This is a genomic window from Flagellimonas olearia (assembly GCF_009184425.1).
GTDB classification, from domain to species: domain Bacteria; phylum Bacteroidota; class Bacteroidia; order Flavobacteriales; family Flavobacteriaceae; genus Flagellimonas; species Flagellimonas olearia.
Genome location: NZ_WELG01000001.1, coordinates 358112 through 371509 on the forward strand (window position 1 = coordinate 358112; position 13398 = coordinate 371509).

The following is a 13398-nucleotide window of genomic DNA, read 5'->3' on the forward strand; positions in this document are numbered from 1 at the left end:
TAAATTAAACAATAACAAACAAATAATACGATTAGTAGAAGGAATGAAAAGAGTTGTGACATTTGGTGAAATTATGCTGCGATTGGCCCCTGAAGGGTTTTTAAGGTTTTCGCAAGCAAGTAGTTTTGATGTGGTGTATGGTGGAGGAGAGTCCAATGTGGCCGTTTCCTTGGCCAATTATGGGGTTCCTGTGGATTTTGTGACACGGCTTCCCAAAAACGATATAGGGGAATGTGCCCTTATGGAGATGCGAAAAAGAGGCGTTGGCACCGAGCATATTGTGTTTGGTGGAGACCGTCTTGGGATTTACTTCTTGGAAACCGGAGCGGTGAGCAGGGGAAGTAAAGTGGTCTATGACCGTGCCCATTCGGCCATGGCCGAGATCACCAAAGGCATGGTGGATTGGGATGCTGTTTTTGAAGGAGCCGAATGGTTTCACTGGACAGGTATTACCCCCGCTATTTCCCAAGGAGCTGCCGATGCTTGTATTGAAGCCGTTAAAGCCGCAAAAAAATTGGGACTAACGGTTTCCACAGACCTTAACTACAGAGCAAAACTTTGGAAGTACTGTGACGATGCCAAACGTGAGGAAATCATGTCCGAACTGACCTCATACTGCGATATTGTATTGGGTAATGAGGAAGATGCCGAGAAGCACTTTGGAATCAAACCAGAAGGATTGGACATTACTACCCAGGGTGAACATGTAAAGGCCGAAGCCTTTTTGTCGGTTTGTAAGCAAATGATGGAGCGTTTCCCCAATGCCAAAAAAGTAATCACTACCCTAAGGGGATCAATATCTGCCTCGCACAACACGTGGGCAGGAGTTTTGTACGACGGAAAAACCATGTACAAGTCCAGTGAGTACCAGATTACCCATATTGTGGACCGCGTAGGGGGTGGGGATTCGTTTATGGGAGGCCTTATTTATGGACTCCTTAAGTATCCCGAAGATGATCAGAACGCATTGGACTTTGCGGTAGCGGCTTCTTGCCTTAAACATACCATCAAGGGAGATGCGAACTTGGTAACCGTGGATGAAGTGGAAAAACTCATGGGAGGAGATGCCTCCGGACGAGTTGCCCGATAACAAGTATTATTTAGAATAGAAGAAGATATATATGGCAAGGTACAGTAGATTGGAAGTAGCACAGGTCATGCAGGAAACTGGCATGGTTCCGTTGTTCTATCACCCAGATGTGGAACTTGGAAAAAAAGTGCTCAAAGCCTGTTATGATGGAGGCGCACGTTTATTGGAATTCACGGCCCGTGGCGATTTTGCTTACGAGGTCTTTTCAGAACTCAACAAGTACGCTTTGGCCGAACTCCCAGGTATGATTATGGGAGTGGGGTCCATTACGGATGCAGCTGCAGCTTCACTTTTTATACAGATGGGGGCAAACTTTATTGTGACCCCATCGTTGCGAGAGGACATTGCAGTGACCTGTAACCGTAGAAAAATAATGTATTCACCAGGCTGTGGAAGTCTAACGGAGATCAACCGGGCGGAAGAGCTTGGTGTGGAAATCATTAAACTGTTCCCGGGATCAACCTATGGCCCCGGCTTCGTGAAGGCCATAAAGGGACCACAACCATGGACCAGCATTATGCCTACCGGAGGGGTAAGCACGGAAACCGACAACCTGAAAGCATGGTTTGCCTCTGGGGTCACTTGCGTGGGCATGGGATCTCAACTGATCAGCAAACAAATTTTAGCGGATCAAGATTATGCCGGACTGGAAGCATTGGTCAGTGATACCTTAAAGAACATCAAGGAAATCCGGAGCGGACTCTGAATATAGGGATAAGCTTACTATAAGTTTGTAAAGCCAATAGCAAAGAATTTTGTTATTGGCTTTCTTTTTGAATAACATTTAGTGTTTGAAAACATAGGGAACCCTAAGTAGTCAACCGTAGTATTCAGGGGCAGGAATAATCCCAAGAAAATCCTATATTGAACAGAAATTAATCTATACATACAATGATGAAAACAGATTTAAAATCAGCCAAAGGTATTCTATTTGCATTTTTAGGGTTGTTTTTAGCAGTAGTCGTAAATGCCCAAGAAAACTTTGGGGGGTTGGCCCTGTATACGGTCAGGGATAATATGGGAGATGATGCTAAAGCAACCTTGGAGAAAGTGGAAGAGGCAGGCTATGCCTACGTGGAGGCTGCTGGTTACAGCGATGGAAAGTACTACGGAATGGCCCCGGAGGATTTTAAGGCGTATTTAAATAGCTTGGGATTACAACCTGTAAGTACCCATCAGGCATCGGCTACTTTAGATAATATTGACACGGAACTGGCAGCTGCCAAAAAAGCTGGATTTGAGTACTTTGTCATTCCAGTGCCCCCAATGGGACTTTTTACCTATAACTCGGAAACCAAGAGTATGGGAATGAAAGGTCCTATATCCGATTTGGCAGAAATACTTACCCAAATGGGGAAAAAGTGCGAGACCGTTGGTTTAAAGTTATTGTACCACAACCACGATTTTGAATACAAAGTAAATGAAGAGGGTATTGTGCCCATTGACTATCTTTTGGAGCATACAGACCCAAAATATGTAAACTTTCAAATGGACTTGTATTGGGTAACTAAGGCTGGTGCCGATCCCCTTGCGTATTTTGAAAAGTATCCAGGGCGATTTAAGGCGTGGCATGTCAAGGATATGGATGAAGAGGGAAAGTTTGCCCCCGTGGGTGAAGGTACCATCGATTTTAAACGGATTTTGGCTCAAAAAGAAGATTCCGGGATGGTAAAATATTTTGTGGAACAGGACAGGACCTGGGACCAAAAACCCATGGAAGTGATAAAAATTAGCCATGAAGGACTGAAAGAAATAGGCTTTCATTAGAGAATTGGCAGAAATGGGGGTAAAGGACATAAGAAATCAAAAAAATATTTTTTACAACCGAAGACATTAGTATCTTTGCACCCGCAAACTTAGGTCGCGTAGCTCAGCTGGATAGAGCATCTGCCTTCTAAGCAGACGGTCGAAGGTTCGAATCCTTCCGCGATCACCAGTATTTAGAGACCCTTGGAGAGTTCCACTTTTTAAGGGTCTTTTTATTTGCAAACAATTTGCAAGCACCTTATTTTTTTAACAAACTTTAACATTATTTGGCTTCGTTTGTTAAACTTTAAATAGATTAGTCTAATCTATATGATTTAGTATTCTTTCTGATGATTTAATCCTTGGAAAATCATAAATATGATGGTCCATATTCCCGAGTTTCCTTTTCTGAATTATTGAAATCCGCAATGCCATTTTATGTCGGTGGGAATCTTCAATTTTATCAATTGGGATGAATATAGAGACCGTTCCCTATTTAATGCAATGTCTAATTGAGGAAAGGGAAGGTAGCTTAACCTCATATGAACCTCAACTTCAAGTCCATTATCGATTCAGCCCAGCTATTATAATGCAATATGCTTTTAAAAGATTAAGAATTCCATAAGAAGATTATTATGCATAATCTTATGGAAATGTAAGTTAAATCGGTTCTGAAACGTAAAATTCATGAATTTTAGAGCTTTTTTTTAAAAAATATTCAATTGAATGTCATCTATGGATAACTTCATCATCAAAATGAACTCTTACTGTTTTAAATTCAGAAGGTATTTGGCAGGGGAGGTAAAGATGCTAACTAAAAAAACGGCCCTCATGAAAACAAGATTCTAACGAAAAAAGCCTAGAAAATGTTGGAGGTTTTCTAGGCCTGAAATTCCAATATTGTACTGACAATATCCGAAACTACAAAAATATACTTCTTTTTTGGATTGATGAAGGTTTAGGTTCATTAATGATAAAGGTGAAGGTTTTGTGCAGTATTGGCATTGATACCTAATGTCCCATAAACGATATCGGGATAAAACACTGAAAATTAATAACTAACAAACTATTCAAATTATGAAGTATTGTTTATACAAAAAAAAGCTGTTGCTTGGATTTGTACTTGTTTCAAATATAATCCTTGCACAGACAAAGACCGTTTCGGGAACAGTACGGGACAACCAAGGGAGTCCATTGCCCGGGGTAAATGTTGTTGTCGATGGTACCACCAATGGGACACAAACGGATTTTGATGGAAATTATTCTATCGAGGTATCTGAAGGAGAGATGTTACGATTCTCCTATATTGGGATGGTAACGGCCTCCGCATTGGTGTCAAGCACCAACATCCTAGATATCGTCATGCAGGAGGATACCAATCTTCTTGATGAGGTGGTGGTGACCGGATATTCCAAACAGTCTACCCGAAATATTACAGGTTCGGTAACCGTAGTGAACACGGAAGACCTTGCGGCCACATCACCTGTAAACGTGGAGCAATCCCTACAGGGGCAGGCCTCAGGAGTGGTGGTAGGTTCAGAAGGTGGTCCAGGTGGGGAGGCCCTTGTGCGGATCCGGGGCTTTGGGACCATAAACAACAATGATCCATTGTATATTATAGATGGTACGCCCACCACATCTGGGATTCGACAGCTCAATCCAGCGGATATCGAGTCCATACAAATTCTAAAGGATGCCTCATCCGCTGCCATATACGGGTTTAGAGCTGCAAATGGAGTGATCATCATTACCACCAAGGGTGGAAAATATAATAGCAAATCCAAAGTAGAGATTGGGGTGAACACAGGCATTGATTTTGTTGCCAAATCCGATTTTCCAAAGTTTTTGAGTCCTCAAGAATCGGCCAATGTAATATGGCAACGGTTTCAAAATGACGGTGTTGCACCATCACATCCTCAATACGGTAATGGAGCCTCTCCAGTACTGCCCAATTATTTGACACCCACGGGAGCGGATTCTGTGGATGAATCCACGTATGACCCGTTGACCAATAAAATCACCAGAGCCAATAAAAAAGGGACCAATTGGTTTGATGAATATTTTGACCCTGCACTGGTCCAGAACTATACCTTGGGCATGTCCGGAGGGTCGGAATCGGCCAAGTTCAATGTAGGTATGGGCTTCCTAAAGCAAGATGGTGTAGCTCTTGAAACCTATTTTGACAGATACACTCTAAGGGTGAATTCTGAGTTCAAGGCAACAGAAAACATTAGAATAGGGGAATCGTTCAATATTTCCTATTCAGACAGAGTTGCTGCAGGTGGCAATCAAAATACGGGTGGTGATATATCATTTCTTTATCGCGCCGATCCCATTTTACCAGTTTATGATATCGCGGGGAATTATGCGGGAACCAGAAGTGTTGGTTTAGGAAATGGCTTTAATTCCGTTGCGGCTGCAAAACGAAACAAGGATAATATATTTAGGTCATTACGGGCACTGGGTAATGTATATGTAGAGGTTGATCTTTTGGAGGGACTCACGTTCAAGACCAATATTGGGTTGGATTATGACACTTCCCATTGGTCAACATTCAGGTTCCTGAATCCTGAAGTAGCCGAACCCAATGCAGTCAATGGGTTGACCGAGAATACCATATACACGATTTCCTCAACTTGGTTCAATACCCTTAACTATGCAAAGGATTTTGGCCAGCACAATATCAATGTATTGTTGGGAACGGAGTTTTTCAAAAACCAGTTCAAGCAATTTGGGGCAACCAGAAACGAATTCTTTACAAATTCCCTGGATTATAGATATCTGGATGCCGGTACGGGTACAAGTACAAACTATGGTTATGGGGGCAAGCGGTCTTATTTCTCATCCTTTGGGAAAATAGACTATAATTATTCAGATAAATATTTGGTTTCATTTTCAATGCGTAGGGATGCCACTTCACGTTTTGCAAAGAATACAAGGGTGGGCTATTTTCCATCCTACAGCGCAGCGTGGAGATTGTCCAATGAGAAGTTTCTTGAGGATTCAAACGTCATAAATGATCTTAAACTCAAATTGGGATATGGTGAATTGGGGAATGAGAGTATCCCTCAGGGAAGAGTGGAAAACTTGTACGGGAACGACATCAACACCTCCAATTACTCAGTTACCGGGAGCAATAGTTCTGTGGCCCCAGGTTATAATCTGACTTCTATTGGCAATCCAGACCTTAAATGGGAAACCACTACCACCAAGAATATTGGTGTTGGTGGAATTCTTTTTGACAACAAGCTCAATTTTAGTTTTGAGTACTACATATCGGAAACCAAGGATATGCTATTACAAAGTGCCGGTGATATCACCATTATCGGGCACGTGACCGCACCATATGCCAACTTGGGATCCATGGAGAACAAAGGATTTGATTTTTCCGTTGGATATAATGGTAGAATAGGTGAGGAGCTTAAGTTCAATGCATCGGCCAATATATCTGCATACAAGAATAAAGTACTTAGCCTAACGGATAACCCAGATTACTTTTTGAACGGTAATGCTGCTCGGGAAACCTATCCTTCTCGAACTCAGGCTGGTCAGGCACTGGCTTCGTTTCATGGATTTATAATTGATGGAATAATCCAAAATGAAGCAGAGCGTGATGCCGCTGCGGACTACGGAGGAAAAAATGTGGGTACCTTTAAATATAGAGATGTGGTTCCTGATGGAGTCATTGATGACAATGACCGTACCTTTATTGGTAGTCCACACCCCGATTTTACCTACGGATTGAACCTAGGGATGGAATACAAAAACTTTGATTTATCTGTGCTTTTCCAAGGAAGTGAGGGGAACGATATCTATAACTTCACCCGATTCTTTACCGATTTCAATAGCTTCCCAGGTGCCAAAAGCTATAGGTACCAAAATTCATGGAGCCCTGACAATACAAGTGGAGGGTTGCCCCAATTGACCAATAATCCTGCACAACATTACTCAAGTGCAAGCACCTACTATATTGAGGATGGCTCCTATCTGAGATTAAAGAACATCCAATTAGGCTATAATTTGCCTGAAGCATTGACTTCCAAGATAGGGGTGGAGTCATTGAGACTTTTCATTCAAGGAAAGAATCTGTTCACTTGGACCCAATACTCTGGTCTTGATCCGGAAATCAACCTTCAGAGCTATGGAGGGGATGATGTAAACCTGGACATAGGGATAGACCGAGGGGCATATCCAATTGCCAAGTCGGTATTGTTCGGCCTAAATCTAACTTTATAAAAAACTATCATGAGAAACGTAATATTATTTTCACTTTTTACAGTTCTTACCCTTGCTTCATGTGAAAATGAGCTGGAGATAAATCCGCAGGGAAGCCTTTCGGAAGGGGTTATTGAGATCAATGAAGAATGGGTGGGCCAACAATTGGTGAGTGCCTATGCAATGTTGGATGGAAATCCAGGATATTTTTGGGCGCCAGCATCTAATTGGACGGTTGGCGATGTAGCGTCCGATGACTTTTACAAAGGTAGCGATATCTCTGACCAACCCCCTTTGAATGAGATAGAACGGTATACCCCTGGAACCACCAATATTTATTTGATTAGAAAATGGCAAGCCATTTATGAAGGGATACATAGGTGCAACCAAACCTTGAACTCCATTGGATTGGCCATAGAAAATGGCACGGCGGAAAGTGCTTTGACCACCTTAGGGGCTGAAGCGCGCTTTTTAAGGGCACACTACCATATGGATGCCAAGAAAATATGGAACAATATTCCTTATATATTGGAGACCACCACAGAGGCCGTGTCCAATGATATTGATGCTTGGCCAAGTATAGAGATGGATTTGGAGTATGCCGTGTCCAATCTCCCTGCTGTCCAAGATGATGCAGGAAGACCAACTTCATGGACGGCCAAAGCTTATTTGGCCAAAGCCCATATGTTTCAGAAAGATATGGCAGCTGCAAAGCCTATCTTAGACGACATTATTGATAATGGCCCTTATAGCTTGGTGACCAATTACCATGATAACTTCAATGGGGAGAAGAATAACAATTCAGAGTCTGTTTTTGCCGTTCAAAATTCAGTGAATGATGGTGGGGATGGTTATATCAATGGGAATAGGGGAAACCGATTGAACCACCCCTACTCCAATGATGCTCCCGGAGGAGGATGCTGTGGATTTTTCCAACCTAGCCAAAATCTTGTGAACGCCTTTAAAACAGATGCGAATGGACTTCCTTTGTTGGATACTTTCAATGATGTGGACGTAACGAACGACCAAGGTATACCCTCCGAAGACCCTTTTGATTCTTACGTGGGCAATCTAGATCCTAGACTGGACTGGACTGTTGGAAGAAGGGGGATAGAATATTTGGAATGGGGCCCCATGCCCGGTATGAGATGGGTCAGGGACCAATCCAATGGAGGTCCGTATGTAGCCAAAAAGCATGAGATCCTTAAGTCGCAAGAAGGAACCATTTCTGCAGCAGGCCTACCTCAGTACAATGCAATCAATACCCCTTTGATCAGATATTCCGATGTGTTGTTGTGGAGAGCTGAAGTACATGTGGAAGACAATGAACTTCCAGAAGCCATGGGCTTGGTCAACCAAGTCCGTAGCAGGGCGGCCAACCCTGATGGGTTTGTTAAAGACACGGAAGGAATGGATGCGGCCAATTATGTTATAGGACTATATGTGGATTTTCCAAACCAAGACTACGCCAGAAAAGCGGTTCGGTTTGAAAGACGGTTGGAGCTTGCCTCCGAAGGACACCGGTTCTTTGATTTGGTTCGCTGGGGAATTGCTGATGAAGTATTGAACGAATATGTTTCCGGGGAACAATCCAAAAGAGTATACCTGCAAGGTGCAGTTTTTACTTCCGGAACCAACGAATACTATCCAATACCACTTGAGGCCATTAATACATCAAGAGGTGTTTTACAACAAAACCCGGGATATTAGTTTTTGAGTTAGTTTAGTTTTTTAATTCGAGAGGTGGGATTGTGCGTAATCCAATCCTGCAGATCAGCGATGAAAGGCAGTGTCTTCCTTGGATACTGCCTTTCTCATCAATAATATCTTCCCCACAATAGGTAAACGATTTTATCGCATTTATAGAGTATTGAAATGTTTTCAGTGAAATATAGTATTGCCCACATGACAACCCTTGTGTTGTTATCCATTTCTTTTTCATGCAAACAAAAAGAAGCTGTTTCTGATTTAAAAGCGGAAACTCGCACGCATGACGATTTTATCCAGTATGTAAATCCAATGGTGGGCACCAAGAATATGGGGCATACCTTTCCTGGGGCAACCTCTCCTTTTGGAATGGTACAGCTTAGTCCCCAAACCAACAACCAACCCTATGCCATAGGGGGGAGGTACAATAAACGAACCTACGAATACTGTTCTGGATACCAATATGCAGACTCTACCATTTTTGGTTTTGGACACACACATTTTAGTGGTACGGGCCATTCAGACTTAGGGGATCTTGTAATAATGCCCACGGTAGGTAAATTACAACTGCAACCTGGAGATGCTTCGGAACCCAATAGCGGTTATCATTCAAAGTTTTCCCATGAAAATGAACAGGCAGTTCCAGGATATTACAAAGTAAAGCTTGAAGACTACAATGTATTGGCCGAACTGACTGCCACTGATAGGGTGGGTCTCCATCAATACACTTTTCCAAAATCCAATAGTTCACATATTGTACTTGACTTGGTGTCCAATATTTATCACCATAAAGATAAAAATGTATGGACTTTTGTTAGGGTGGAAAATGACTCCTTGGTCACAGGATATAGGCAGACCACTGGATGGGCAAGGACCAGAAAGGTTTTCTTTGCCATGAAATTCTCCAAACCATTTCAATCATACGGCCACAAAAAATACGATACCATTCAATATGGCGGATTTTACCGTAGGTTCAATGAAGAGAAGAATTTTCCCGAAATGGCAGGAAAGAATCTAAGGGCCTATTTTACGTTCAATACCGACGAGAATGAGAAAATAAAGGTGAAAATGGCATTGTCTTCTGTAAGTACAAGAGGAGCCTTAAAGAATATGGAAGCAGAAATCACCCATTGGGATTTTGACCAAACAAAAAAAGAAACCCAAGACAAGTGGAACAGGGAGCTATCCAAGATAGTTGCTGAAATCGAAAGCCCAGAACAAAAAGAAACTTTTTATACAGCACTGTATCATACGATGCTGTCTCCCATTATTTATGAGGATGTGGATGGAAGGTACCGGGGATTGGACCAAAACATCCATGAATCTGATGGATTCCAGAACTACACCATTTTTTCCCTTTGGGATACGTATAGGGCATTGCATCCTCTATTTAACATTATTCAACCACAACGGAGCAATGATATGATTAAGTCCATGTTGGCCCATCATGATCAAAGCGTACACAAAATGTTGCCCATTTGGAGCCATTATGCGAATGAAAACTGGTGCATGATCGGGTATCATTCTGTTTCGGTGATAGCGGACGCCATTGTCAAGGGAACTACTGATATAGACCTTTTAAGGGCGTTTCATGCTTCGAAAAATACATCCACCGTAGGATATTTTGATGGAATTGATAGTTATATGGCCCTAGGGTATGTTCCCGAGGACAAAAGTACTTCATCAGTCTCAAAAACGCTAGAGTTTGCTTACGATGATTGGTGCATTGCCCAGATAGCGCAAAGGGCGGGAAACAAAGATGCCCATAAATATTATATGGCACGGTCTAACAATTATGCCAAAGTTTTTGACTCCAAATCCAATTATATGCGTCCCAAATTGTCTGATGGTACATGGCGAAAGAAATTCAACCCCTTTGATACCCATGGCCAGGGATTTATTGAGGGCAATGCATTGAATTATGGACTCTATGTGCCCCATGATATTGATAAAATGGTGGAAATGATGGGGGGTAGGAAAGAATTCCCAAATCACTTGGACAAGATTTTCACCACAGAAATAGAAGACAGGTATATTGAGAAGAACGAGGACATTACCAGGGATGGAATCATAGGGAATTATGTGCATGGCAATGAACCGGGACATCATATCCCGTATTTGTATAATTGGACAGATAGTCCATGGAAAACACAGGAAAGGGTCAGGATGATTCTGGACACGATGTACAGCAATAAAGAAGACGGGCTTTGTGGCAATGATGATGCCGGTCAAATGTCTGCTTGGTATGTTTTTAGTTCGTTGGGATTCTATCCTGTGTTACCAGGCTCTGATGAATATGCCATAGGAAGCCCGATGGTAAACAGGGCAACTATACGATTGGACAATGGAAAGGAATTTGTCATTGAGACCAAAAATCAGGGGAAGGAAAATATTTATGTCCAAAAAATGGAACTCAATGGTGTAGAGTTAAAAGGCTTGAAACTAAGGCACGGTCAGATTGTTGAAGGAGGAATCCTAACCTTCCATATGGGAAAAGAGCCTAAAATATCCAATTAGTAAGGGATCTTTAAATGGATAAAGGGTTACACTTTTTTGGGCTTTGATTCCTGAATCAGTTCGTTAATAAAAAAAGAAGGTAGTATGCCCTGCCTTTTTTTAAAGGCGGTGTTAAAGGTATTAAGGTTGTTATAGCCTACGCATGTGGCGATATAACTTAGTTTGTTGTACTTAAAATCAGGGTCTTCCAATAAGAATGTCAATAAGTAGCCTATTCTGAGCTCATTGATATAGTTGCTGAAACTCATTCTCTTTTCTTGATTGACCACTTGGGACAAATATTTGGGATTGGTTTTCAGTTGTTTGGCCACCTCTCTTAAACTACAGGAATGGTCCAAGAAAAAGCGCTCCTGTTCCAATGTATCAAGCCGCTTTAAAATAATGCCCGTTATGGTGTCGTCCAAGGTTTTGCTGGTTTTTAACCGACGGTCATCTTCCGAAGGGTCTATTTCGCTGACCTTGGTTTCCTTAGTCTCGAGTTGCTGTAACTTTTGTCTCATGCTGACCTGCACTTGTGCCAACTCAATGGTCTTTCGGTACAACAACCGATTTTTGTTTCTTACCTTAAAATAGGCATACGCCCCAAATGAGCCGATAAGAAGAATAAAAACCAAAACAATGATTATGGTATTGTAGCGAGCCTTTTGTGTTTCGTTTTCAAGCTCTAGTATTTTTTGTTTTTGGGTGACCTCCTTTATTTTTCGTCTGGTTTCCAGAATTACGATTTTTTGTTCCTTTTCATTACTGAACAAAGAGTCCCGTATGGCTTTATGAAGTGTGTTGTATTCATAAGCTTTGGAAAGCTGGTTGGTTTTTTCGTAAAGATTGGCCAAAATGGCACTACTGGTTTTTACCACATCAAACGCATTAATATCTTCTGCGGCATCAATACTTTTTTCATAGTGTAAAAGTGCATTCGTGGTGTCGCCTGTTTTTAGGAACAATTCGGCCTGTAGGATCAATGCTCTTGGAATTCTGAAACGGTAATTGTTTTGGTAGTTCAGTTCCAAGGCCTGGGTCAAATATTCCTGGGCCTTTTCATATTGATTTGTTGAGATGTAGATATCCGCAATGTTCATGTATACAATGCTTTGGATGTAGCTTCCAGGCGAAGCTATTTTTTTTTCGACATCGAGGTAAAAAGAATACACTTCCAAGGCTTTTTCCGCACCCTCCAATTTGGCGGTCATTCTCCCTATCTCATCAATCTTGGGAAATATAAATTGGATTTTTTTCAATCGAATGACATAGTGTAGTCCTTTTAGGCAATAGCTCAGGGCCATACGGTAATTTTCCATCCGGAGATAGTAGTGGGAAAGTGCTGCGCTTGCCCTCATAAAGAGATATTCATTTTGGGATTTTTCAGCAATGTCCAATAACCGTAATCCTGTTTCCAAGGCCATATCATATTCCCCTCTTTCCGTGTGGATATATGAAATCAAGGCGTGGGTATCTGCATGCACTTCGGGATAGTTTTCAAAAGTGGCCTTTCTTGAAACATTTTCCGCCAATAGCATGGCTTCATTAAACTGTCCATTGACGAACAATAGATAAGCTTCATTGAACTTTGCGGAAAGTTCTCCTTTTACATAACCTATATTCTCTGAAAGCTGAAGGGCTTTTTGGTTATAGCTGCGTGCATTCTCCAATGATTTGTATGCGTAAGCGGAATATAGTTTGAGCAGTGTGCATACTTTTTCGGTACCGCTTACCCGTTCTTGTTTGTCCAAAAGAAATCCAATATCCAAAAAATCCTCCTTATGGTCCTTGCTTTTTTTTAACAGCTCTTCTATCTGGCCGAAATAGGTGTTTATGGAATCGTTGTATGTTTTCTGCGGATATCCTTTAACGGAAAAGTACATAAAGAAAAAATACAAGAAAAATGTGTTGGACCTTGGATACAGATGATGCATTTGAGTGTTTTGATGGTTAAGGTATTCGTTCATGTCCAGTACTCGTTTTATACACCTTGTTTTCCTTTTCAAAACTTTGGGGTTTATATATTGAGTCGAACAATTCGAAAATACTGAGTAAACCAGCCTTTGCACAATTCCGGGATGGTTTGGAAAATAATTTACGGTTATAGATTGGATCCCTCCATTATTGCAAATCGTTGAAACCAG

The 13398-nt window shown here is 41.7% G+C and carries 7 protein-coding genes and 1 tRNA gene; 7 read left to right on the forward strand and 1 reads right to left on the reverse strand.

The window, feature by feature from the left end; translation table 11 throughout:
* The first annotated feature begins 43 nt into the window (after window positions 1–43).
* The 7 genes from F8C76_RS01410 to F8C76_RS01440 all read left to right on the forward strand — a co-directional run bounded on the left by F8C76_RS01410 (window position 44) and on the right by F8C76_RS01440 (window position 11275).
* Window positions 44–1090, forward strand: a complete 1047-nt coding sequence (locus F8C76_RS01410) for a sugar kinase (protein ID WP_129655914.1) — start codon at window positions 44–46, stop codon at window positions 1088–1090.
* A gap of 31 nt (window positions 1091–1121) precedes the next feature.
* Complete coding sequence (locus F8C76_RS01415; protein ID WP_152130131.1) at window positions 1122–1796, forward strand: bifunctional 4-hydroxy-2-oxoglutarate aldolase/2-dehydro-3-deoxy-phosphogluconate aldolase; 675 nt, start codon at window positions 1122–1124, stop codon at window positions 1794–1796.
* Between the two features lie 185 nt (window positions 1797–1981).
* Window positions 1982–2857, forward strand: coding sequence for a sugar phosphate isomerase/epimerase family protein (locus tag F8C76_RS01420; protein ID WP_249042334.1), 876 nt, complete (start codon window positions 1982–1984; stop codon window positions 2855–2857).
* A 92-nt stretch (window positions 2858–2949) separates the two neighbouring features.
* Window positions 2950–3026 (forward strand) — tRNA-Arg (locus F8C76_RS01425).
* 887 nt (window positions 3027–3913) lie between these two features.
* Window positions 3914–7072: a SusC/RagA family TonB-linked outer membrane protein gene (locus tag F8C76_RS01430; RefSeq protein ID WP_152130132.1), complete on the forward strand. Its 3159-nt coding sequence runs from the start codon at window positions 3914–3916 to the stop codon at window positions 7070–7072.
* Window positions 7073–7081: 9 nt separating this feature from the next.
* Window positions 7082–8761: a RagB/SusD family nutrient uptake outer membrane protein gene (locus F8C76_RS01435; RefSeq protein ID WP_152130133.1), complete on the forward strand. Its 1680-nt coding sequence runs from the start codon at window positions 7082–7084 to the stop codon at window positions 8759–8761.
* A 195-nt stretch (window positions 8762–8956) separates the two neighbouring features.
* The gene (locus tag F8C76_RS01440) at window positions 8957–11275 is read left to right on the forward strand and encodes a GH92 family glycosyl hydrolase (protein WP_152131434.1); all 2319 of its coding nucleotides are present in this window, start codon (window positions 8957–8959) and stop codon (window positions 11273–11275) included.
* Between the two features lie 26 nt (window positions 11276–11301).
* On the opposite strand, the gene F8C76_RS01445 is transcribed toward F8C76_RS01440, so the two are convergent.
* A complete protein-coding gene (locus F8C76_RS01445; RefSeq protein WP_152130134.1) occupies window positions 11302–13221 on the reverse strand; it encodes a helix-turn-helix domain-containing protein in 1920 nt (639 codons plus the stop codon).
* Window positions 13222–13398: the final 177 nt, after the last annotated feature.

Bases quoted from the DNA above. Each gene is read 5' to 3' on its own strand.
- F8C76_RS01410 (WP_129655914.1), top strand. From the start codon at position 44: ATGAAAAGAGTTGTGACATTTGGTGAAATTATGCTGCGATTGGCCCCT.
- F8C76_RS01430 (WP_152130132.1), top strand. From the start codon at position 3,914: ATGAAGTATTGTTTATACAAAAAAAAGCTGTTGCTTGGATTTGTACTT.
- F8C76_RS01415 (WP_152130131.1), top strand. From the start codon at position 1,122: ATGGCAAGGTACAGTAGATTGGAAGTAGCACAGGTCATGCAGGAAACT.
- F8C76_RS01440 (WP_152131434.1), top strand. From the start codon at position 8,957: ATGACAACCCTTGTGTTGTTATCCATTTCTTTTTCATGCAAACAAAAA.
- F8C76_RS01435 (WP_152130133.1), top strand. From the start codon at position 7,082: ATGAGAAACGTAATATTATTTTCACTTTTTACAGTTCTTACCCTTGCT.
- F8C76_RS01420 (WP_249042334.1), top strand. From the start codon at position 1,982: ATGATGAAAACAGATTTAAAATCAGCCAAAGGTATTCTATTTGCATTT.
- F8C76_RS01445 (WP_152130134.1), bottom strand. From the start codon at position 13,221: ATGAACGAATACCTTAACCATCAAAACACTCAAATGCATCATCTGTAT.